This window comes from Pseudomonas sp. zfem001, from assembly GCF_032621725.1.
In the GTDB taxonomy this organism is placed as follows: domain Bacteria; phylum Pseudomonadota; class Gammaproteobacteria; order Pseudomonadales; family Pseudomonadaceae; genus Aquipseudomonas; species Aquipseudomonas sediminis.
In genome coordinates this window covers 274,017-298,721 of the sequence record NZ_JAVYJI010000007.1, presented here as the reverse complement: position 1 = coordinate 298,721, position 24,705 = coordinate 274,017, and the positions used below count along the sequence as shown (strand labels likewise).

At 66.8% G+C, this 24,705-nt stretch carries 5 protein-coding genes; 4 read left to right on the top strand and 1 reads right to left on the bottom strand.

Features of this window, described 5'->3' with window-relative positions:
- Positions 1 to 23: 23 nt before the first annotated feature.
- Genes RTH74_RS21785 through RTH74_RS21770 form a run of 4 tightly spaced genes read left to right on the top strand, consistent with a single transcriptional unit; the run spans position 24 to position 23,936 of the window.
- Positions 24 to 9,500, top strand: a complete 9,477-nt coding sequence (locus RTH74_RS21785; protein ID WP_316916029.1) for a non-ribosomal peptide synthetase — start codon at positions 24 to 26, stop codon at positions 9,498 to 9,500.
- Positions 9,501 to 9,502: 2 nt separating this feature from the next.
- Complete coding sequence (locus tag RTH74_RS21780) at positions 9,503 to 18,514, top strand: non-ribosomal peptide synthetase (protein WP_316916028.1); 9,012 nt, start codon at positions 9,503 to 9,505, stop codon at positions 18,512 to 18,514.
- Positions 18,511 to 22,293: an amino acid adenylation domain-containing protein gene (locus RTH74_RS21775; protein ID WP_316916027.1), complete on the top strand. Its 3,783-nt coding sequence runs from the start codon at positions 18,511 to 18,513 to the stop codon at positions 22,291 to 22,293. The genes RTH74_RS21780 and RTH74_RS21775 overlap by 4 nt, the downstream gene beginning before the upstream one ends.
- Positions 22,293 to 23,936 carry a cyclic peptide export ABC transporter gene (locus RTH74_RS21770; protein WP_316916026.1) on the top strand — a complete coding sequence of 548 codons (1,644 nt, stop codon included), beginning with the start codon at positions 22,293 to 22,295 and terminating at the stop codon, positions 23,934 to 23,936. The genes RTH74_RS21775 and RTH74_RS21770 overlap by 1 nt, the downstream gene beginning before the upstream one ends.
- A 4-nt stretch (positions 23,937 to 23,940) precedes the next feature.
- Here the strand turns inward: RTH74_RS21770 and fhuF are convergent, their stop codons facing one another.
- Positions 23,941 to 24,666 (bottom strand): siderophore-iron reductase FhuF, encoded by a 726-nt coding sequence (gene fhuF / locus RTH74_RS21765; RefSeq protein ID WP_316916025.1) that lies wholly within the window; start codon positions 24,664 to 24,666, stop codon positions 23,941 to 23,943.
- Positions 24,667 to 24,705 lie beyond the last annotated feature (39 nt).

The following is a 24,705-nucleotide window of genomic DNA, read 5'->3' as shown; positions in this document are numbered from 1 at the left end:
CCCACGGCAAGGAGACCCTCGGCATGAACGACAAGGTCAAGGCACTTTCCCGCAATATCGAGGCCATCTACCCACTGGCGCCCATGCAGCAGGGGTTGCTGTTCCACAGCCTGATGCACCCGGGCAAGGGCATGTACCTGCTGCAGTACCGCCACGTGATGGTGCTGCCGCAACTCGATCTGGATGCCTTCCGCCAGGCCTGGGCACAGGTGGTGGAGCGCCACGAGCTACTGCGCACCTCCTTCGTCTGGAAGCAGCAGAAGCGGCCGATGCAGGTGGTGCACAAACAGGTCGAATTGCCGATCACCTACGAGGACTGGTCTGCTATCGACGAGGCCGAGCAACAGGCGCGCCTGGAGCATCTGCTGGCCGAGGAGCGGCGCGAGGGGCTGGATTTCACCCAGGCGCCGCTGATGCGCGTGCGCCTGTTCAAGCTGGCGCCGGACACCTACCAGTTCGTGCGCAGCTACCACCATATCCTCATGGATGCCTGGTGCTTCTCCATCATCATGATGGACTTCCTCGACGGCTACCGCGCCGCGCGTGAAGGGCGACGCCTGGAGTTGCCAAAGCCACGTCCGTATCGCGACTTCATTCGCTGGTTGGAACAGCAGAAACCCGAAGAACATCAGGCTTTCTGGCAGCAACGCCTGGCCGGTTTCGACACGCCCAATCAATTTGGCTTCGGCCACCTAGGGCGTGTGACCGATGCGCCGGAGCCGGTGGAGGATTGCGTCGAGCACCTCAGCGTCGAGCAGACCCAGGGTCTGCAACAGGCCTCCAGCCGTCTGGGCATCACCCTCAACACCCTGGTGCAGGGTGCCTGGGCCTTGCTGCTGGGGCGTTACAGCGGCAATCGCGACCTGCTGTTCGGCGTCACCGTGGCCGGGCGCCCGGTGCACATGCAGGGCATGGAGAGCATCGTCGGGCTGTTCATCAACAGCCTGCCGCTGCGCTGGAACTGGCAGCCGCAACAGTCCCTCGGTGCCTGGCTCAAGGCCCTGCAGGCGGAGAACCTGAGCCTGCGCGAGCACGAAAGCGTGTCGCTGGCGCAGATCCAGAGCTGGAGCGAGGTGCAACGCCAGGATCTGTTCCAGAGCCTGTTCGTCTTCGAGAACGCGCCGATTTCCGCCAGCCTGCGTCAGGGCCAGTTGGACTACCTGATCAGCGACATGGCCAACCGTACCCACACCAACTACCCGATCACCGTGGTGATCGTGCCCGGCGAGCGCCTGCACCTGCAGTTGACCTACCAGACCGACTGGTTCCTGCGTGATGAAATCGAGCAGATGCTGCGCCACTTCCGCACGCTGCTGCTGAATATGGGCGAAGCCCTGGCCAGCGACGTGGACACCCCGCTGCAACGCCTGACCATGCTCGATGCCACGGAGATTGCCCAGCAGCACGCTTGGGCCACTGGCGACGTGGCGGCGGACGAGGCACCGTTGCAGCCGCTGTATATCGAGCGCCTGCAACGGCAAGTGCGCCTAACGCCTGAGCGAATTGCCGTGGTGCATGGCGAGCGCAGCCTGACCTTCGATCAGTTGAATCGCACGGCCAACCGTCTGGCCCGTCATCTGCGTGCCAATGGCGTGCAGGACGGCGACCTGCTGGCGCTGCTCGACGAGCGTGGCCTCGATCTGGTGGTGATGATCCTCGCCGTGCTCAAGGCGGGTGCCGGCTGGCTGCCGCTGGACCCGCGCAACCCGCCGCAGCGCCTGGCCCAGGTGCTCACCCAGAGCCGTTCGCCGCTGTTGATCCATGGCGTTGAGCAGAGCGAGCTGGCCCAGCAGGCGTTGCAGCAGATGGCCCAGCCACCGGCGGCGATCCGCTACGAGTCGGCGGCCCTGAGCGGCTATAGCGATGCCGACCTGGACATCCCCGTGCATGGCTTGTCGCTGGCCTATTGCATCTTCACCTCGGGCTCCACCGGCACGCCCAAGGGGGCGATGGTGGCTCACGCCGGCATGCTCAACAACATCCTTGGCAAGCTGCCGGGCCTGGGCCTCAATGAGCAGGATGTGATCGCTCAGAGTGCGCCGCAGTGCTTCGATATCTCCGTCTGGCAGACCCTGGCCGGTCTGGTGCTGGGGGCGCGCACGGTGATTCTCGGCGACTGCGTGATGCAGAACCCCGGGGCCCTGGACGAGGCCATTGCCCGGCATGGCGTGAGTATTTTCGAAGCGGTGCCGTCGCTGATGCAGAGCCTGCTCGATGCGGGCCTGGAGCACACCGCGCTGCGCTGGGTGTTGGCCACTGGCGAGGCGCTGCCACCAGCGCTGGCGCGGCGCTGGTTTGAGCGTTACCCGAGCATCCCGCTGATGAACGCCTATGGCCCTGCTGAATGCTCCGATGACGTGGCTTTCCACCCGCTCACCGAGCGCCTGCCCCAGGCGCGCAGCAGCGTGCCGATTGGCCGTGCCACCCTGAACAACCGCCTGTATCTGCTGGATGCCGAATTGCAACCAGTGCCGCGCGGTGCGGTGGGTGAGATCTTCGTCGCTGGCGTGGGAGTCGGCCGTGGCTATATGGCCGATCCGGCGCGTACGGCGGCGGTGTTCCTGCCCGACCCCATCGCCAGCGACGGCAGCCGCCTGTATCGCACTGGCGATCTGGCGCGCTTTTTAGCCAATGGCGAACTGGAGTATGTGGGGCGTACCGACCACCAGGTGAAGATTCGCGGCCACCGTATCGAGCTGGACGAGATCGAAGCCTGCATGACCCGTTACCCCGGCGTGCGTGAAGCGGTGCTGCTGGCCCGTGACGACCAGCAACGCGCCAAAGTGCTGGTGGCTTACGTGGTGGCCGAGCCGCAGCCCTCCATCGAAGCGCTGCGCGAGTTCGTCGCCGCCAACCTGCCACCCTACATGCTGCCCAGCGCCTTCATGCTGCTCGAACGCATGCCGCTCAACGCCAACGGCAAGATCGACCGCAAGGCGCTGCCGGCGCCCGACTTCGCCGCGCAGAGCGAGGCGCGCTACGTGGCGCCGCGCAGCGAGCTGGAAGTGCAATTGGCCGAAGCCTGGCAAGGCGTGCTGGGGCTGGCGCGGGTCGGCATCCAGGATCATTTCTTCGAGCTGGGCGGGCATTCGCTGCTGGCCACGCAACTGATCGGCCAGATCGGCAAGCTCAGCGGCAAGGAACTGCCGCTGCGCATAGTCTTCGAGCGCCCGACCATCGCCGCCATGGCCGAGTGGCTGGAGCAGCAGGAGACAGGCGAGGGCAATATGCCGAAGCGCCTGCTGCGTCCGCAGAGCCTGCCGCTGTCGTTCGCCCAGCAGCGGCTGTGGTTCCTTCAGCAACTGCAGCCGCAAAGCCCGGCCTACAACCTGGCCGGCGCGGTGCGCCTGAGTGGCGACCTGTATATGGCTGACCTTCAGGCAGCATTACAGGCCCTGGTCGATCAACACGAAGTTTTGCGTACTCGTTTCGTCAGCGACGGCGGCGAGCCGACGCAGGTCATCCTCGCCAAGGCCGAGCTGGCCCTGCCGCTGATCGAGGTAGTCAGCGAGGCGCAGTTGCACGAGCTGCTGCGTCAGGACGCGATGACCCCGTTCGCTCTGAACAGCGCGCCGCTGCTGCGCGCCTGTCTGTACCGTCTGGGGCCACAGGCGCACGTGCTGGCGCTCAATTGCCACCATATCGTCGCCGACGGCTGGTCGCTGCAACTGATCATCGACGGCCTCTGTGCCCATTACCGCGAGTTGCGCCAGGGGCGTGAACCGGTGGTGGCCGAGACGCCGATGCAATACGCCGACTATGCCCTGTGGCAACGCCAGTGGATGGACAGCGCCGCCTGCCAGAGCGAGCTTGGCTACTGGCGCGAGCAGTTGTCTGGCGAGTTGCCGGTGCTCGAACTAGCAGCGGACTTCCCCCGTCCGGCCCACGCCAGCCAGGCCGGCGGGCGCGTCGAACAGCGCCTGCCGGATGAGCTGGCGGCGCGCCTGCGGGCCTTCAGCGCGAGCCACGGCTGGAGCAATTTCATTCCCATGCTCTGCGCCTTCCAGTTGCTGCTGCGCAGTCGCAGCGGCGAGCACGACATCCTCGTCGGGGTGCCGGCCGCCAACCGTCATCACGCGGCCTTGCAGCCGCTGGTGGGCTGTTTCGTCAACACCTTGGTGTATCGCCAGAAGGTTTCCGGCACGACCAGCCTGTTGCAGCACATGAATGCCTTGCAGGCGCTGTCGGTGGCGGTGCAGTCGCACCAGGATCTGCCCTTCGACTACCTGATCGAACAGCTCGGCGTGGCCCGCCAGGTCAGCTACAACCCGCTGTTCCAGGCCATGTTCAACTACTTCCCGGGCCATGCCCTGGAACGTTTCGAGCTGACCGACCTGATCGCCGAGCCCCTCGACAATCGCCCGGACAGCGCCCTGTGCGACCTGCACCTGGACGTGCGCGACAGCGAGCACGGCATTGCGCTGAGCCTGCAGTACAGCAGCGAGCTGTTCCGCGAGCAGACCGCCCAGGCGATGCTCGAGCAATACCTGGCGCTGCTCGATGCCGTGCTCGAACAATCGCAGCAGGTACTCGGTGAACTCGCCTGGCAGCCCGAGCAGCGCGCGCTGGCCCGCTTGCACGGCGAGCCTGTGCAGGGCCGGGAAGACATCCTGCAGGCTTTCGCCCGGCAGGTCGCCGAGCAGCCCGAAGCTATCGCCGTGCAGGCCGGTGAACGGCGCCTGAGCTACGGCGAACTGAATCAGGCGGCCGAACGCCTGGCCGCCGCCTTGCAGGCCCGTGGTGTCGGCGTCGAGGATCGTGTGGCCCTGCGTCTGCCGCGCGATGCGCGCCTGCCTATGGCCATGCTGGCCATTCTCAAGACGGGCGCCGCCTACGTGCCGCTGGCCGAGGATACCCCGGCCGAGCGCGGCCGCTATATCCTCGCCCACGCGCAGCCACGTCTGTGCCTGAGCAATGCCGAGGCCCTGGCGGAACTGGCCGAGTGGGGCAGTGCTGTCGAACTGCTGGATATCGATGCGCTGAGCAGCAGCGAGCCATACCGTGCGCCGAGCGTGCATCCCGGCCAGCTCGCCTACGTGCTCTACACCTCGGGTTCCACCGGCCAGCCCAAGGGCGTGGCCATCGCCCGTGGCAACCTGATGAACCTCATGCTCGGCGTGCAGCAGGTGCTGCCGTTGACGGCGCAGGACAGGGTGCTGGCGCTGACCACCGCGACCTTCGATATCGCCATCGTCGAGCTGCTGCTGCCGCTCGCTCGCGGGGCCAGCATCCTGCTCGCCGACCGTGAGCAGGCCCGTGATCCGCAAGCCCTCGACCGCCTGATCGAGGCCGGCCAGCCGACGGTGATGCAGGCCACGCCGGCCACCTGGCGCATGCTGGTGGCGCATACCCAGCGCAGTTGGCAGGGCGTGCGCGCCATTTCCGGTGGCGAGGCGCTGCCAACCGCGCTGGCCGAAGCCATGGAGCAGCGTGGCGCGCGGGTGATCAATGGCTACGGGCCGACCGAGGCCAGCGTCTACAGTACCTTCGAGGCGCGTCAAGACGAGAGCGGCGGGGTGGAGGTGCCGATTGGTCGGCCTGTGGTGAACACAGCCGCCTATGTGTTGGACGCCGATCTGCAACCCGTAGCGCCGGGCGTTTCCGGCGAGCTGTACCTGGCCGGTGCCAACCTGGGCCGTGGCTATTTCGCCGCGCCTGCGCTGAGCGCGGCGAGTTTCCTGCCCGATCCCTTCGTGCCAGGCGCGCGTATGTACCGCACCGGCGACCGCGTGCGGCGCAATGCCAATGGCAGCCTCGACTACCAGGGGCGCCTGGACTTCCAGGTCAAGCTGCGCGGCTTCCGTATCGAGCTGGGCGAGATCGAGGCGCTGCTGGCGCGCGTCGCCGGGGTGCGTGAAGCAGCCGTGGTGCTGCTTGGCAGCGGCGACAGTGCACGCCTGGTGGCCTACTACTCGGTCACCCAGGCGGCAGAGGAACTGACTGATGCCGCGCTGCGCGCGCAACTGGCGCAGCACCTGCCGGATTACATGCTGCCGAGCCAGTTCGTGCGCCTCGACACGCTGCCGCTGAGCCCCAGCGGCAAGGTCGAGCGCAAGGCGCTGCCGGCACCCACGCAGCATGAAGGTCAGCGCGACGGCGAACTGAGCCAGCCCTGGGAGGCGCAACTGGCCGAACTCTGGTGCGAACTGCTCGGTTGCAACGCGGTGGGCGCAGACGACAACTTCTTCGCCCTCGGTGGCCATTCGCTGCTGGCGGCACGGCTGGTGGCGCGCATCGCCGAGCGCCATGGGCGGCAACTGCCGCTGCGCAGCGTGTTCGAGTGCCCGACCCTGGGCGAGCTGGCGGCCAGCCTGGCCACTGCCGAGGGCGCAGACGAAAGCATCCTGCGGCCATTTGGCGAGGCGCCGGCGCCGCTGCATTTCACCCAGCAGCGGCTGTGGTTCCTCGACCGCTTGCAGGGCGATACCCAGGCCTACCACCTGTCCCTGGCCATGCACCTGCACGGCAACCTGCAAGCCGACGCACTGGAACGCGCCCTGGCGCAACTGGTGCAGCGCCAGCACAGCCTGCGCACTGTGTTCAGCGAGACGGAAGCCGGCGCACGGCAGCAGGTCGTGCCGTTGCTCGGCCCGCTGCTCAGCGTCGCATCCTTGCCGCAGGATGTGCATGCGCCGGCCTTCGCCCGCACCCTGAGCGAGGAGGCGCAGCGCGCCTTCGACCTGAGCGCGACGCCGCTATGGCGCGTGCGCCTGTACCAGGGCGAAGGGCAGAGCGTGCTGCAGGCCACCTTGCACCACATCATCGCCGACGCCCGTTCGCTGGAGATCTTCTTCGACGAGCTGCAATGCCTCTACCAGGCTGAGCTGAACGGCACTCAGGCGGACTTGACGCCGCTGCCACTGCAATTCAGCGATGTCGCCGCCAGTTGGCAGAGCCCTGCCGGGCAGGCACGCATCGACGCGCAACTGGACTACTGGCGGCAGACCCTGGCCGGCGAGCCGCCGGTGCTGGATCTGCCCACCGACCTGCCGCGTCCTGCCGAGCAGGGCTACCACGGGCGGCGCTTGCGTTTCGAGCTGCCGGTCGAGTTGGTCGAGCGCCTGCGCAGCACCGCGCAGCGCCATGGCCTGACCGCCTTCGCGCCGCTGCTGGCGGCGTGGAAGGTGCTGCTGGCCAGGCATTCCGGGCAGCGCGAACTGTGGATCGGCCTGCCGGTGGCGCAGCGTCAGCAGGCGCACACCGACAACCTTATCGGCTACTTCGCCAGCACCCAGGTGCTGCGCAGCCAGATCGACCCGCTGCAATCGGTGGCGTCGTTCTGGCAGGCCTTGCAAGCCACCCATCTGGCCGCGCAGCAGCACGGCGACGTGCCCTTCGAGCGGCTGGTGGAGGCCTTGCAGGTACGTCGCGATCTGAGCCATACGCCGCTGTTCCAGGCGCTGTTCAACCTGATCCAGCGCGACGACGTGGCTGCGGTCGGCCAGGGCTTCGCCGGCCTGCCAGCGCAGCGCCTGGATGTCGAGAGCGACAGCGCCCTGGTGGACATCGGCCTGCATATCGAGCAGCACGGCAGCGCCTGGCACTGCGTGCTGGAGTACAACACCGAGCTGTTCGTCGCCAGCACCATGCAGCGTTATGCCGACGAGTACCGTCATCTGCTCGACGGCATGCTGGCGCGACCCGAGGCGCGGCTATGGGACATCGACCTGGCCAATGCCGATCACGCCCTGACCCGCCGCCCGTGGAACCTGCCGGCGCACTCCCTGAGCGAAACCGAGGATCTGATCGCCCGCTTCGAGCGCCAGGTCGCGCTGACCCCGGACGCACTGGCGGTGGATTGTCAGGAACAACGCTACAGCTATGCCCAGCTCAATGCCCTGAGCAACCGCCTGGCCCACTGGCTGCGCGCCCAGGGGGTCGGTTGCGACGATCTGGTCGCGCTGTGCCTGAGCCGTGGCCCCTGGCTGCTGCCCTGCTTGCTGGCGATTCACAAGGCGGGCGCGGCCTATCTGCCGCTGGATCCGCAGCAACCGGGCGAACGCCTGCGCTTCACCATCGAGCATGCGCGGCCAGCCCTGGTGCTCAGCGAGCAGGCTTGCGCCGAGGTGCTCGTCGCTGTCGACAGCACGCTCGTCGAGCGCCTGCCTCTGGAGCTGCAGCCGATACACGACCTGGCACTGCCAGTGGCACCGCAGCAGCGCGCCTACGTGATCTACACCTCGGGCTCCACCGGCACGCCCAAGGGTGTGCAGGTCACCCGTGGCAACCTGAGCAACCTGCTCGCCGGCCTTGACCGCCAGTTGCCGCTGAGCGCCGAGGACGTCTGGCTGGCCAGCACCACCTACGCCTTCGATATGTGCAAGCCGGAGCTGTTCCTGCCGCTGCTCAAGGGTGCGGCCATCCTCCTGGCACGCCGCGAGCAGGTGATCGATGGCCACCGCCTGTTCGAGCTGCTGCGCCGCGCCACGGTGTTCCAGGCCACCCCGGCCGGTTGGCAGATCCTGCTGGAAACCGGGCGTGACGACTGGCCGGCCCTGCGCGGCCTGATCGGCGGTGAAGCGGTGCCGGCCGAGCTGGTCAAGGTGCTGCAGGCCAAGGGGGTAAGGCTGATCAACGCCTACGGCCCGACGGAAACCACCGTCTGGTCGACCACCCAGGCACTGCGCGAGGTGCCGGCCGGTGTCGCCGATATCGGCCTGCCACTGCTCAACACTCGTTGCTACGTGCTCGACGAATGCCTGCGGCCGGTGCCGCTGGGCAGCACCGGCGAGCTGTATATCTCCGGCAGCGGGGTGACCCGTGGCTACCAGCGTGCGCCGACTATTACCGCCGCAGCCTACTTGCCCGATCCGTTCGCGCGCGAGCCCGGCAGCCGCATGTACCGCACCGGTGATCTGGTGCGCCGGCGTAGCGATGGGCGCCTGGCCTATGTCGGCCGCGCCGATTTCCAGGTCAAGGTGCGCGGTTTCCGCATTGAACCGGGGGAGATCGAATCGCTGCTGCGCCGTTACCCCGGTGTGGAAGAGGCAGTGGTCATGCTTGATGCACGCAGCCACAGCCTGTTTGCCTGGCTGCAGGCCGAGAGCCCGGTGGACGAGGCGGCGCTGCGCCGTCATCTGGAAAGCCTGCTGCCGGCTTACATGGTGCCGACCGGCTTTATCCAGCTAGCGCGTTTCGCTCTCAATGCCAACGGCAAGATCGACCGCAAGGCTCTGCCGGCGCCGCAAGCGCAGGCCGAGCAAGGCGTGGCGCCACGCACGGCGCTGGAGCGCGAGCTGGCCGAGCTGTGGCAGGAGTTGCTCGAGCTGCCGCAGGTCGGCGTGCTCAGCAGCTTCTTCGAGCTGGGGGGGCATTCGCTGCTGGCGATGCGCCTGATGACCCGGGTGGAGAGCCGCTTCGGCGTCAAGGTCGAGCTGCGCAGCCTGTTCCATAACCCGACCATTGCCGGCCTGGCCGAACAGATCGAAAACCCGCAGCGGCCTTCGACCGACCAGGCACTGGATGAGATGCAGCGTTTGCTGGCAGAGATGGAAGACTGAAGATGAATGCGACCAACCAACAGGCCTTCGTTGAGATCGCCCAGCGCCTGGCCTCGCTGCCGGCGGACAAGAAGCAGCTATTCCGTCAGCGTCTGGCCGAGAAGGGCATCGATAGCTGGCGCCTGCCCATCGTCCCGGCTGCTGGCGCGGAGGGGGCAGAGCTGCCGCTGGCCCATGCGCAACTGCGCTTTCTCTCGGCTGAGGCCCTGAGCAGCCGTGCGTTGTACAACCTCTGCTCGGTGCTGCGCTTCGATGGCCGTCTGGATCTGGCCTGCCTGCAGCAGGCCATGCAGCAACTGGTGGAGCGCCACGCCATCCTGCGGACCCGCTACCTGGCCGATGCCCAGGGCCGCTTGCAGGCGCACTGCGAACCCTGGACGGCGGGCATGCCGGCGGTCGAGCCGCTGCCCCACGAAGCGCTTGCCGACCCGCAGCAATGGTGCGCCGACGAGTACGCCCGGCAACTGGCCGAGCCCTTCGACCTGAGCCGCGAGGTGCCCTGGCGCTGGCGCGTGTTCAGCGATGCCGAGCAGGGCAGCACCTTGCTGTTCTTCACCATCCATCACGTCGCCTACGACGCCTGGTCGGCCCAGCAACTGACCCGCGAACTGGCCGAGGGCTACCGCGCCCTGAGCCTGGGTGAGCCGCCCCAGTTGCCGCCGCTCGACATCCAGTACGCCGACTACGCGGCCTGGGAGCACGAGTGGCTGGCCAGCGACGCCTGCCGCCAGCAGCTCGATTACTGGCGTAGCCAGTTGGCCGATGCGCCCGGCCCGTTGGCCTTGCCCTATGATCATCCGCGCCCGCCGGCCAACCAGCGCCGCCATAGCGGCGCGGTAATGGTGCGCGAACTGCCGGCTGCGTTGTCGGCGCAGGTGGATGCGGCCATCCGCGAGCAGGGCGTGACCCTGTACATCTTCGGCCTGACGGCCTTCGCCTGCCTGCTGGCGCGCTACAGCGGCGAACGCGACCTGTGTCTGGGCACCTCGGTGGCACAGCGCGATCGCCCCGAGCTGGCGCCGTTGATCGGGCCGCTGCTCAACACTCTGGTGCTGCGTCAACGTCTGGAGGATGACCCGGACTTTCGCAGTGCTTTGCTGCGCACCCGCGACAGCGTGGCAGCCGCGTTCGACCAGCAGACCCTGCCTTTCGAGAAGGTGCTCGAAGCGCTCGACCGACCGCGCTCCAGCCCGTTGTTCCAGGCCATGTTCGTTCAGGTCGAATTGCCGGAAAGCCGCACCCTGAGCCTGCCGGGCGTGAGCGTCGAAGTGCTCGACCCGCCGCAGCGCCATGCCCGTTTCGACCTTACCCTGCGGCTGGTGCGTTGCGCCGACCAGCGCCTGCGCTGCGAGCTGGAATACAGCGACGAGCTGTTCGAGGCGGCCACCATCGAGCAACTGCTCGACGATCTGCAGGTCATCCTGCAGGACGCTTCAAACAATCCCGAGCAGCGCCTGTCGGCACTGCGCCTGACCTCGCCGCGCAGCGAACTGCAGGGCCCTGCGCTGGACGCCAGCCCCGAGCCGCTGGATCGCCAGGTGCAGCAGTGGGCCGCGTGCACGCCGCAGGCGCCCGCCCTGTGCGATGCCCAGCAGTCGCTGGCCTATGGCGAGCTGGCCAATGCCGTGCAGGCCCTGGCGCTGCGTCTCGCCGAACAGGGCGTCGGTCCGGGTCAGGTGGTGGCCCTGTGCATGCCGCGCAGCGCCGAGCAGGTACTGGCCATGCTGGCCTGCTGGCAACGTGGCGCTACCTGCCTGTTTCTCGACCCGGCGCAGCCCGTGCAGCGTTTGCAGCAACTGCTGGAGAGCAGCGCGGCGAGCCTGCTGCTGACCCTGGCCGAGGTGCCGGCGCTGAACAGTGCGGTCGCACGTCTGCAACTGAGCGCCGCCGATCTTGCCGCGCCCGCCCCGCAGCAGCCGGTGGCCAGCCTTAGCCAGTGCGAGCAGGCTGCCTACCTGATCTACACCTCGGGCTCCACCGGCCAGCCCAAGGGCGTGCTGGTCAGCCATGCCAACCTGGCGCACTACGCCGCCGCCGTCAGCCAGCGTTTGCAAGCCAGCGCCGGTAGCCGTTGGGCGACCTTGGCCACGGTGGCTGCCGACCTGGGCCTGACCTGCGTATTCGCCGCGCTGCACAGCGGTGATCCGCTGATCCTGCCGGATGCCGCGCTGGCCTTCGATCCACCGGGTTGGGCCGATTTCCTGGCGCAGCATCCCGTCGACTGCCTGAAGATCGCCCGCTCGCACCTGCGCGGCCTGCTGGCGTTGGACGATGCCCGGCGGGTACTGCCGCGTCGGCTGTTGATCCTCGGCGGTGAAGGCTTCGATGCGGCGCTGTTCGCCCGTATCCGCGAACTGGCGCCAGAGCTGCGTGTGTTCAACCACTATGGCCCGTCGGAAACCACGGTCGGCGTAGTCTGTGGCGAGGTGACGGAGGCCGGGCAGGGCGTTTACCTGCCGCTGGGCCAGCCATTGGCCGGTGCCGAGCTGCGTATCGTCGATGCGGCGGGCCAGTCAGTGCCGCGCGGCGTGGCGGGCGAGTTGCTGATCGGCGGCCCGCAGGTGGCGCTGGGCTATCTCGGCCAGCCCGAGGCCACGGCCGCTGCCTTTATCGAGGAGGCAGGGCGGCGTTTCTACCGCAGCGGTGATCGGGTGCGCCTGGATCACCATGGGCGTCTGGCGTTCCTCGGGCGCCAGGACGATCAGGTGAAGATTCGCGGTTTCCGCGTCGAACCCGGCGAGGTCAGCGCCTGGCTGAGCCGACAGTCGCTGGTGCGCGAAGCCGCCGTGCTGGCACGCGAGATCCAGGGCCGTCTGCAACTGGTGGCCTATGTTGCGCCGCGCCTGACCCCGGACGAGCTGAGCGCCCTCCAGGCACAGGTCAGGGCGCAACTGCCCGAACCGCTGCAACCGGCGTACTGGTCGAGCCTGGAGGCCTTGCCGTTGACCGCCAACGGCAAGCTGGATCGCCGCGCCTTGCCCGAGCCTGAAACGACTGTGGCGGTAGGCGAGGGCGGGCAGGCGCCGCAGAGCGCCAGCGAGCAATTGCTGGCCCGCTTGTGGTGCCAGGTGCTTGGCTGCGCCTCGGTCACCCGCCAGGACGATTTCTTCGCCCTCGGCGGCGACTCGATCCTCAGCCTGCAACTGATCGGCCTGGCCGCGCGCGAAGGGCTGCGGCTGCAACCGCGCGACGTGCTTACCCAATCAACTTTAGCGGCCATGGCGGCGAGCGCCGATTGCCGCGCGCAGCCGCGCCTGGCCAGCATCCTGGCGGCCTTCCGCGAACTGCTCGGCCAGCCGCAACTGGGGCTGGACGACGACTTCTTCGCTGCGGGCGGTGATTCGTTCCTCAGCCTGCAACTGATCGCTCGGCTGCGTCAGGCCGACCTGCGCCTGATGCCGCGCCAGTTGCTGGAAAACCCCACGCCACGACAACTGGCGGCTGCGCTGGAACCAGCACCTGAACCGGCAGCGGCGCCGCCCGCGCCGGTCAGCAGCGTGGCGCGTCTGTCCCATGCCCAGGAGCGGCTGTGGTTCATGCAGCAGCTCGAACCTGAGGCGACCGCCTACAACGTCACGCAACTGCTGGCCTTGCACGGCGAGCTGGACGTGCCACGCCTGCGCAGCGCCTACCTGGGCCTGATCGAACGTCACGAAGCCCTGCGTTGCCGTTTCTTTGAGGACAACGGGCAGGTGCGTCAACGCCTGGTCGATGCGCCCGAGGCCAGCTTTGCCCTGCACGATCTGCGCGCATCGTCGGCCGAGGTGCGCGAGGCGATGATCGCCCAGGCTGCGCAGCGGGTCTTCGACCTGGCCCAGGGGCCGCTGGTGGCCATCGATCTGTTCCAGTTTGCGGAAGACGACTACCGTCTGCTGTTCAACGCCCACCATATCGCCGTGGACGGCTGGTCCATGGGCCTGCTGGTGCAGGATCTGGCCGCGCTCTACGAGGGCCGTCAGTCCGCTCCCAAAAGCGGCCTGCTGCAGGTGATCGAAGCGCAGCGCCAGGCGCTGGAGGGCGATGCCGGCCAGGCACTGCTGAATTACTGGCAGCAGCGCCTGCAGGGCTTGAGCGATGAGCCTCTGGTTCTCAGCGAAAGCTCGCGTCCAGCCCTGCAAGCCTATGCCGGTGCCCGTGAGCAGTTCCCGTTGCCGGGTGCGCTGACCTCGGCACTCGCGGCTCGCGCCAGGCAGCTTGGGGTGACCCCGTTCGTGCTGTATTTCGCCGCGCAGCAACTGCTGTTGTGGAAACACTCCGGGCGCCGCGATTTCGCGATCGGCCTGCCGGTGTCCGGGCGCGAGGCGGCGGACAGCCAGGCGCTCGTCGGTCTGTTCGTCAACACCCTGGCCTACCGCGTGCAGCTCGACGAGCTGCAAAGCCTGGAGCATTTCCTGCAGCGCCTGGGCCAGCGCCTGGCCGATGACCGCACCCACGAGCAACTGCCGTTCGAGCGCCTGCTCGAGGTGCTCCAGGTGGAGCGCAGCCTCGACCGCACGCCCTTGTTCCAGACCCTGTTCAATTACCAGGTCGATCACCTGGGGGAGCGCAATCTGCAACTGCCGGGCGTCAGCGTGGCGCCGCTGGCATTGCCGCAGGGGGCGATCAGCGCCAAGTTCGACCTGACTTTCAACCTGTTCAGCCAGGGCCGTGGCGATGAGGCCAGCAGCCAACTGATCGTCGAATACGCCACCGCGCTGTTCGAGCCGGCGCGCATCCAGTGCCTGGTGGACGACTACCTGGGCGTGCTGGCCAGCCTGGTGCATCTGGATCTGCAGCAGCCGCTGCTGGCGCTGCCACTGCCCTCGGTGCAACGCCTGCATAGCGCGGGCGACGCTGCCGAGCTGGATGTCGAGGCGGATTTCGTGACCCGCTTCGAGGTGCAGGCCGCCGTGCATCCCGAGCGCACCGCGCTGTTCTGCCGTGACCGGCAACTGAGCTATGGGCAGTTGCAGGCGCAGGCCAACCAGCTTGCGCATTGGCTGCTGAGCCAGGGTGTAACGGCAGAATCGACTGTTGCCTTCTGCCTGCCGCGCGACGAACGCCTGCTGCTCTGCCTGCTGGGCATCCAGAAGGCCGGGGCGCAGTACCTGCCGCTCGACCCCAGCCATCCGCCTGCGCGCCAGGCCGCCATCGTGCAGCGGGCACGGCCGCATCTGCTGCTGTGCGAGCGCGAGGATGAGCATTTCCCGGCTGGGCTGCGTTGTCAGCGCTGGCAGGACCTGGCCTTGTCGGCGCAGCCGGTCGATGCCCCGGCGCTGCCGAGGCATTTGCAACAACTGGCCTATACCCTCTACACCTCCGGCTCCACAGGGCAGCCCAAGGGCGTGCAGATCAGCCGGGGTAACTTCGCCAACTTCCTTTTGGCGATGGAGCGCGCCTTGCCGCTGGACGGCGTGCAGCGCTATCTGGCGCTGACCACCGTGACCTTCGATATCAGCGGCCTGGAGCTGTGTCTGCCACTGGTACGCGGGGCCAGCGTGGTGCTGGCCGATGACGAGCAACGCCAGGACCCGCTGCTGTTGGCGCAACTGATCCGTGAGAAGGCGGTGGATCTGATCCAGGCCACCCCGGCGACCTGGGCCATGCTGCTTCAGGGCGATCGCCAGGTGCTGGCCGGGCGTGTCGCTTTGGCTGGTGGCGAGGCACTGGCAGCGGAAATGGCCAGTGCACTGAAACCACTGGTGCGCTGCCTGATCAACGTCTACGGGCCGACCGAAACCAGCGTCTGGTCGACCCAAACGCCAGTGACTGAGCTGACTCAGTCGGTGGTGCCGATTGGTAGGCCGCTGCTCAACACGCGCTGCCATGTGCTCGACGAGTTTCTCTGTGAGGTTCCGCCGGGCCGTGCCGGCGAGCTGTATATCGCAGGCGAAGGGCTGGCCCGTGGTTATGCCGAGCAACCGGCGCTGAGCGCCGAACGCTTTATCGCCGACCCGTTCGGCACAGGCGGGCGTCTGTACCGCACCGGTGATCTGGCACGCTGGCAGGCTGATGGCCAGTTGTACTACCTGGGCCGCAGCGATGATCAGATCAAGCTGCGTGGCTTCCGTATTGAGTTGGGCGAGATCGAGGCGGCGCTGCTCAGCTACCCTGATGTCGCCCAGGCGGTGGTGGCGGTGCAGGGCGAGCACCTGGCTGCGTTTTGGGTCGCACAGTCTGGCGCAGAGCCGAGTGCCGACGCGCTGCGCGAGCATCTGCAAGCACGCCTGCCGGTGTATATGCTGCCAACCCATCTGCAAGCGCTGGACACCTTGCCGCTCAACAGCAACGGCAAGGTGGATCGCAAGCAGTTGCCGCAGATGAGTGACGCGCCCCGCACGGCAGACAGCGCACAGCGGCCAATGAGCGCCAGCGAGGCGTTGCTGAGCGAGATCTGGGCGCAGGTGCTGCAGCTTGAGCAGGTGCCGCTCGGTGGGCATTTCTTCCAGCTCGGCGGGCACTCGCTGATGGCTGCGCAGGTGCGCGCGCGGCTGCGCGAGCAGGGCTTCGAGGTGCCGCTGCGTTGGTTGTTCGAGACGCCCGTGCTGACGGAGCTGGCGGCGCGCCTTGAGACCCAGGCCGCCGCCATCGACCCGGCCACATTGAACATCGCGCGGGTCGACCAGCAACTCGACCAGCCGCTGTCGCCGGCACAGCAACGGGTCTGGCTGATGCAGCACCTGCAGCCGGACGACAGCAGCTTCAACATGAGCAGCAACGTGCGCCTGCTTGGCCAGCTCGATGTCGAGGCATTGCAGCGGGCCTTGCAGCGCGTGGTGCGGCGCCACGCGATTCTGCGCACTACCTATCACCAGCAGCAGGGGGAGGCGCGTCAGCGCATCCATGCGCAGTCGACGCTGACCTTGCAGGAGGTGATCGTCAGCGCAGCACAGTGGACGCAGGCCGCCCATGAGCTGGCCACGCGACCGTTCGACCTGAGCAGTGAGGTTTCGCTGCGGGCAGTGCTGTATCGCTTGGGCGAGCAAGAGTATGTGCTGCAGCTGGTGCTGCACCATATCGCTTCCGATGGCTGGTCTGGCTCGGTACTGATCAGTGAGCTGGTCGATGGCTACGAGGCGTATAGCCAGGGCCAGGCTCCGGTCGAGCAGGCGCTGGAAATCCAGTACGTCGACTATGCCGCCTGGCAGGCTTCACCCGCGCTGCGCGCGCGTCAGCGCCAGGGTCAGCAGTTCTGGCAGCAGACCTTGGCCGGTATTCCAAGCCAGGTGCCATTGCCGTTCGACTTCCCGCGCGCCGAGGCTGATGTCAGCGCAGGGGCGGCGCTGGATTTCCAGTTGCCGGCGGCGACGCTGGCGCGTCTTGAGGTCTTGCAGCGCGACAGCGGCGTGTCGCTGTTCATGCTGTTGCTGACGGTTTATGCCGCCGTGCTGCAACGGGAAACCCAGGGCCGTGATCTGGTGATCGGCACCGACGTGGCCAACCGCGAGCACCCGGCCACCGAGGCGCTGATCGGCTTTTTCGTCAACCTGTTGGCGTTGCGCATCCGCGTGCAACCGGAGCTGAGTTTCCGTGAGCAGGCGGCACTGGTACGCGATGTCTGCCTGGATGCCTTCGCCTGGCAGGACACGCCGTTCGAGCAGGTGGTCGAATGCCTCGATCTGCCGCGCGTGGCCAATCAGCATCCGCTGTTGCAGACGCTCTTCGTGCTGGACAACACACCACGTCAGGCGCGGCGTCTGGGCAGTCTCGAAGTGACGTCGCTGACGGGTGAACAACAACACTCCAAGTTCGATATGGCGCTGTTCGCCAGTGCCGACGGCGATGCCCTCAGCCTGCGCTGGGTGTATCGCACCAGCCTGTTCCGCGCGGCCACCATCGAGTGCCTGCGTGACAGCTTCCTGGCACTGCTCGAGGCCGCACTGACTGCACCGGACAGCCCTATCGACGCCTTACCTCTGCCTTTCAAGGGAGCCGCTGCCATGTCCACCGCTACGGACAATCCGCTGCAACGCAAGATGAGTAAACTCGGCAAGATGCGCCAGAGCGGCCCGGCTGTGGCTGCCGCTCCTATTGAAACCCGGCCACTGCGCGCGGGCTCCAACTTCCCACTGCTGGTGCAGTTGCGTGATCGTGAACTGGCGCCTGCGGTTTGGGCCGAAGCCAATCGCGAGAGGGTGGAGGGTTGGTTGCGTGAGCACGGCGGGATTCTCTTCCGTGGTTTCGATCTGCCCACCCCGGCGGACTTCGAGCAGTTCTGTCAGACGCTGTGCCCGGAGCTGTACGGCCAGTACGGCGATCTGCCTAAGAAGGAGGGCGGCAAGAAGATCTACAAGTCCACGCCGTACCCGAAAGACCGTATGATCATGTTCCACAACGAGAGCGCCCACCAGCATCGCTGGCCGCGCCGCCAGTGGTTCTATTGCGAGACGCCGGCTGCCAGCGGCGGGGCCACGCCCATCGTCGACAGCCGTGAGGTTTACCACGAGCTGCCGAGCTGGCTGCAGGACAAGTTGCGCCGCAAGCAACTGATGTACGTGCGCAATTTCAGCGCCAGCCTGGACGTTAGCTGGCAGCACTTCTTCCAGACCGAGGAGCGTGCCGAGGCCGAGCGCATCTGCCGCGAGGGTGGCATCGAGTTCGAGTGGCGCGGCGCCAACGAATTGCACACGCGTCAGGTCTGCCCGGCGGTGATCCTTCACCCGCTGACCGGCGAGGCCAGCTTCTTCAACCAGATCCAGCTCTACCACCCGGCGTTTCTCGATGCCGATATCCGTGAGCAATTCCTCAAGGGGCGCGACAGCGTGCTGCCTCGGCAGGTGTTCTACGGCGATGGCAGCGAACTGGAAGAGGCCGCCATCGAGGCGATCAACGCCGCCTACGAGCGTTGTGCGGTGCGCTTCGACTGGCAGCGCGGCGATGTGGTGATGCTCGACAACATGCTCGCCGCCCATGCCCGCGACCCCTTCGAGGGCGAGCGGCGCATCGTCGTCGCCATGGGCGATATCTACCGCCGCGATCAGGTTGCGGCCGCACCGGCCATGGCCGCGGAAAACGCTTTGGAGATGACACCATGATGGATCTTGGCCAGACCCTGACACCGGCCCAGAAACAACTGGCCGAGACCAACCCGCAGGGGTATCGCTGGGTGCGGATGGCCCTTGCAGGCATTGTTCCTGAGCGCGTCGAGCAGCGCCTGCGTGATCTGCTCAATCGCCATGCGGCGCTGCGTCTGCGCTACCAGCGCCCGCTCGGTGCCACAGGCTTGCGCCAGCGCGTGACCGAGCCGGGCGAGTTGCGTCTGGACTGGCGCCAGGCTGCGGCAGGCATGGATACAGCCACCTGGCAGCGCGAGGCTTGGGCGCATTGCCAGGCCCAGCAGCCTGACCTGTTGGCCTGGTGGTGTGATCAACAGCTATGGCTGGCACTGCCGGCCTACTCGCTGGATCTGCGCAGCTTCGAGCAACTGCGGCGCGAGCTGTTGGGACAGGGCGTTGCGGGTGATGACGAGCCGATGCAGTACAGTGATTACGCCGAGTGGATCGCCGGCCTGCAACTGGACGAGGACGCCGAGCAGGGCGTGCAGTTCTGGCGCAACCTGGCCCTGCAGGAGGTGCCGGGGCTGCGCCTGATCGAACGCTATGGCATGGCCAGCGGTGCCCGTGGCTGCGTGCAGCAGGCGCTCGACCCTGCATTGCGTTCGGCTGTGCAGACACTGGCCGAGGGCGAGGCGCTGGCTATCGAGCCGCTCGTCCTGGCCGCCTGGGGCGCCTTGCTCGGCCGCATCAACGGTCAGCGCCATGCGCAACTGGGCCTGCAGCACGACCCGCGTGACGACTACGAGGAACTGCAGGGTGCCTACGGGCTGTTCGAGCAGACCCTGCCCATGCAGGTGCATCTGTCCGAGCACGCCAGTTGGCTCAGCCTGGCGCGGCAACTGGCGCGGCAACTGGAAAACGCCGTGCTCTGGCAGGAGTACCTCGGCCAGGCCGAGCTGCTGCCGGAGTGGCGCGCCAGCTATCAGGCCGGGCTGCGCGTGCAGCATCTGGCCGATGTGCAGGCGCTGCAGGCCCTGTCCTTCGACACACCGCTGGAGCTGCAGCTGCACTGGCTGCTGGATGAATCCGGCCAGGGCCAGTTGGCCCTGGTGTACGACAGCGGGTTGTATCGCCGTGAGCAGATGCAGCTGTTGCTGCGCCGCTACGTGCACTGGGTCGGCCAACTGTTGCAGGCGCCGCAAGCGCCGCTGGATAGCCTGGATGCCTTGCTGGCGGAGGAGGCGCAGCCGGCTGCGACTGCCGCGGAGTTGCCAGCGGATGTCGATATCGTCGAGCGATTCCGCACCCATGCGCGCAACCAGCCGCACAGCCCGGCGCTGCGCGATGGCCGACAGGTGCTGTCTTACGCCGAGCTGGACGAGCTGAGCGATCGGGTAGCCGGCAGCCTGCATCAGGCTGGCGTTGGCCCGGATCAGGTAGTGGTGCTGCTGCTGCCGCGCAGCGCACAGATGCTGGCTGCCATGCTCGCCTGCTTCAAGGCCGGTGCGGCCTATCTGCCGCTGGATTCGGCGCTGCCACCGTTGCGCCTGGCCAGCATTCTCGACGATGCCAAGCCAGCGCTGCTGTTGCATCTGGATGAGCAGGCGAACCCGAGTGAGGTGCCCAGCCTGGCCTGGTCGCAGGCCAGCAGTGCAGCGCCACTGCCTGCGCCTGTGGCCAGCGCGCCGCAGCACCTGGCCTATGTGCTCTACACCTCGGGCACCAGCGGCAAGCCAAAAGGTGTGCAGATCGAACAGGGGCAACTGCGCCATTATTCGAGCCAGATCATCCATGCCCTGGATCTGCCGGCTGGCGCGCATTACGGGCTGGTGTCGTCGCTACTCGCCGACCTGGGCAATACCGTGCTCTACCCGGCCTGGTTGCAGGGCGGCTGCGTGCACCTGCTGAGCCAGGCCAGCGTTACCGATGCACAGGCCTTCGCCGAGGAGCTGCGCGAACATCCGCTGGATGTGCTGAAGATCGTTCCGTCGCACCTCGAGGCCTTGATCGGCGAGCATCCGCTGGAGGGTGTGCTGCCGCGTCAGGTGCTGGTGCTTGGCGGCGAAGCGGTGGGCGAGAGTCTGCTGGCGCGGCTGGCACAGGCTGGCGCTGGCTGCCGCCTGTACAACCACTACGGGCCGAGCGAAACCACGGTGGGCGTGCTCTGGCGCGCCATCGACAGCGAGCAGGGGAGTAGCGGCACGGCCCTGAATCAGGTGCTTGGCAACAACCGCATCTTCCTGCTCGACGACCAGCAGCGCCCCGTGCCTTGCGGGCAGGCGGGTGAGCTGTGCGTGGCCGGTGCCAGTGTCGGTCGTGGTTATCTGGGCAATGTCGGTAGTTCGGCATTCGGTCAAGACCCGCTGTCCGGCGCGCGCCTGTATCGCACCGGAGACCTGGCGTTGCGTCAGGCCGATGGCGCCTTGCGCATTCTCGGGCGCAACGATCAGCAGGTGAAGATTCGCGGTTTCCGCCTGGAACTGGCGGAGGTCGAGCAGGCCTTGCGCGGCCTGCCGGGTGTGCAACAGGCGGCGGTGCTGCTCGATGGCGAACGCCTGCTGGCCTTCGTCGTGGAGGAAGAGGGGCAGGGCCGTGCAGCCAACCTGCTGCGCGACGACCTGGCCCAACAACTGCCGGACTACATGCTGCCCGCCGGCATCTTCGCCCTCAAAGCCCTGCCGCTGAACAGCAATGGCAAGCTCGATCGTCAGGCGCTGCTGGAGCGTGCCCGGCAGCGTATGCAGGGCGCGCGCGTGGCCCCGGTCGGTGAGCTGGAGAGCGCTGTGCTGGAAATCTGGTGCCGCGTGCTGGGTGTCGAGGATCTCGGCGTGACCGACAACTTCTTCGCCATGGGTGGGCATTCCCTGGCGGCGATCAAGGTGGTGGCGCTGATTCGCGAGCAACTGGGGCTCAACCCGCCAACCAATCTGCTGTTCGAGCGGCAGACCGTGCGCGAACTGGTGCATAGCCTCGATCAGGGCGTGAGCAGCGAGGGCTGGCAGGTGCTGAGCGATGTGCCCGGAGATGCGCCGGCCTTGCTCCTGGTACATGGCGCGGATGGTCACCTGAAAGACTACCGACCGTTGCTGGCGCAACTGGGCGAAAACCAGGCCGTTTATGGCCTGGCGGCATTTGAAGAGGGTTGGCAAAGCAAGGATCTGGACGCGCTGCTGCAACGCTATGTGCAGAGCATTCCCGAGTCGCTCAAGCAGCGGCCGCTGGTGGTGCTGGGCTGGTGCCTGGCTTCGCGTCTGGCGCTGCTGTTGATTGCGCACCTGCAGTCAGCCGGCTTCAGCATCGAGGCCCTGGCAGTAGTGGATCATGACCCGCAGCGCAGCCTTGCTGGCGACGGCGACGAGGGTGGCCAGTTGCTCGCCGACCTGGTGTTCCTCTGCGGCAGCCGTGCGCGGCCGCTTGGCGACAGGTTGCGTGAGCGTCTGGCCAGGCAACTGGTCGCTTGCGATTATGCCGAGGGGGTGACCCGCCTGCTGGCCGACGCCGAAGTGCGCGAGCATCTGCAGTGGGAGGGCGCTGAGGCCGAGTTGCAGGCAGCGATGGTGCGCTACCGGACGATCAAGACACGCCTGTACGAACAGGCCTTGCCGGTGGTCGAGGTGCCCATCTGGTTGTGGCGCAGCAATGCCCACCGTGATCTGCGTACACCCTGGCAGGCACATACGCGCAAGACGCTGCATGAACTGAGCCTGGATGTCGGCCATCATGCGATCCTTGCCGAACCGCGCCTGAGTGCGGATCTGTTGTCCTTGCTGGCGCCGAGCATTGCGCCGCAACACCAAGCCGAGAAGGTGTCGAGCTGATGATGTTATTGAAGGAACTGCTGATTGACGCGCGCTGGCGCATTTTCCTGGCGGTGCTGTGCAGTGCCTTGAGTGCGGCCTGCAGCATCGGCCTGATCGGCTATATCAACCGCAGTCTGGAGCAGGGGCTGGATGACCTGAGCCAGGCGCTGGCGCTGTTCGCCGGCCTGCTGTTGCTGTTGTTCGTCAGCGGCACCCTGGCCCAGTGGCTGCTGGTGCAGATCGGCCATCGCCTGGTCTATCAGTTGCGCCTGCGCCTGGTGGGCAAGGTGCTCGGCACCGCCCTGGAGCGCATCGAGCGGCTGGGCAGCCCGCGCATCTACAACGCCCTGACCAAGGACGTGACCACCGTGGCCACGGCCTTCAAGCAACTGCCGGTCTCTCTGTACAACGGCCTGTTGCTGCTGGCTGGCCTGGCGTACATGGCCTGGCTGAGCCTGCCGTTCTTCGCCCTGACCCTGGTGGTGATCGCCTTCGGCGTGGCGCTCGACGTGCTGCTCGGGCGCAAGGTCAAGCGCCTGATGCAGCAGGTGCGGCAACAGGATGACCGCCTGACCGAGCAGTTCGAGGCCACCATTCACGGTCGTTGCGAACTGGCCTTGAGTCGGGAACGTCGGCAACTGCTGTACAACCAGCGCCTGGAGCCTATCGCCCGCGATTCTCTGCAGGCCTCGGTACGCGCCGATACCCTGTGGGCGATCAACCTGAACTGGACCTCGCTGCTGGTGTTCCTGCTGATCGGCACGCTGTTCTTCCTCGGCCAGGGCCTTGGGATGCTGAGCCAGCAGGTGGTGGTGGGCTACGTGCTGGCGATCATGTTCCTGCGCACGCCGATCTCGATGATCCTCGATGCCGTGCCGGCGGTGATCCGCGGCCATGTGGCCTTGCAGGCCATTGATGACCTGGCGCTGGGCGAGACCGTGCACTTCACCCTGCCGCCCAAGGCATCCGAGCCTTTCCGTGAGTTGCGCCTGAGCAAGGTGCAATACCGCTACCCTGGGCAGAACGACGAGTTTGCCTTCCACTTGGGCCCTATCGATCTGCATATTCGTCGTGGTGAGCTGATCTTTATCGTCGGCGGCAATGGCAGTGGCAAGTCGACCCTGGCCAAGCTGCTGACCGGGCTCTACCAGCCCAGCGAAGGGACGGTCACGCTCAATGGCGTGACGCTGGATGCCGCGCACAGCGAATGGCACCGCGAGCATTTCGCGGCGATCTTCGCCGACTTCTATCTGTTCGCCGATGTGCTGGGGGAGAACGGCCAGCTCGATGGGCTGGAAGAGCGGGTCGAGCACTACCTGCAACGCCTGGGGCTGGCGCACAAGGTGCAGTTCGTGGAAGGGAGCCTGTCCACCACGGCGCTGTCCCAGGGGCAGCGCAAGCGTCTGGCCCTGCTGTTGCTGATGATGGAAGGGCGCGAAGTGCTGCTGCTCGACGAATGGGCGGCGGACCAGGACCCGGTGTTCCGCCACGTCTTCTATCACGAACTGCTGCCGGAACTGCAGGCGGCTGGCAAGACGATCATCGCCATCAGTCACGATGACCGCTACTTCGACGTGGCCGACCGCATCTACCGGCTCGACTACGGCCAACTGGTGGATTACGACCACAGCAGCGAGAGCCCTTTCCAGGTCGTCAGGTAGTGGGTTACTCGGGCCTCTTGTCGCGATCGAGCGGGCAACTGCTGCAATAGTCGACGCCTGGCAGGCGGTAGCGAATGCAGCAGATGCGCCTTAGCCGCTGCGGTTCGCTGGCGCCGACGTCTTTGTAGTACACCGGGGCGAATAGCGGATTGCGCCGGCCATCGGGGCGCAGCCGGCTTTCCAGCACGGCTCTGGCCGGGGTGGAGCAACCGGCCGTTGCCAGTGGATGCCGTTCGGTTTGTGTGGTGGCGAATTCGAAGAGGTTGCCGGCGTTGCTCCAGAACAGGCGTGGCGAGGCTTTCGAGACGCTGGCCATTACCTCGATCACCGGTTCAAGATGCCCTTCTACCAGGGTTCTGAAGCGCTCGAAGGGCGAGCAGGGGGGTAGAGCTTTGCCTTCATGGGACAGGCGTAGGCCGAGCGGTTTGCCTTCTGCCGACAGGGCGATGCCGACATCGCTCAGGGCGATAGGCAGTTCGCGCTGCAAGAGCAAGCTGGCCGCCACGGTGGGGGCCAGGAAGCAGAAATACCATTTCGACCAGATGGAGGTCAGCGCCAGCAGATCGCCTGTGCCACGGCGGGCTGCCAGGTCACCAATGAACTCGGCGAAATAGTCCGGCTGAAACAGTTGCGAGCCGGCAACTGCCTGCTGTTGATCATCGGCCAACTGCAGGTTTTTCCCATAGGCAGCCAGCTGGCCGCTGAACAGCGGGGCAAGACTGTCGATCATCAGAGACGCTCGTTGCCGCTGCCAGGCAGCGTTGGAGGT

Excerpts from the sequence above, each read along its gene's own strand:
- RTH74_RS21785 (WP_316916029.1), top strand. The coding sequence starts at position 24 with ATGAACGACAAGGTCAAGGCACTTTCCCGCAATATCGAGGCCATCTAC.
- RTH74_RS21780 (WP_316916028.1), top strand. The coding sequence starts at position 9,503 with ATGAATGCGACCAACCAACAGGCCTTCGTTGAGATCGCCCAGCGCCTG.
- RTH74_RS21775 (WP_316916027.1), top strand. The coding sequence starts at position 18,511 with ATGATGGATCTTGGCCAGACCCTGACACCGGCCCAGAAACAACTGGCC.
- RTH74_RS21770 (WP_316916026.1), top strand. The coding sequence starts at position 22,293 with ATGATGTTATTGAAGGAACTGCTGATTGACGCGCGCTGGCGCATTTTC.
- fhuF (WP_316916025.1), bottom strand. The coding sequence starts at position 24,666 with ATGATCGACAGTCTTGCCCCGCTGTTCAGCGGCCAGCTGGCTGCCTAT.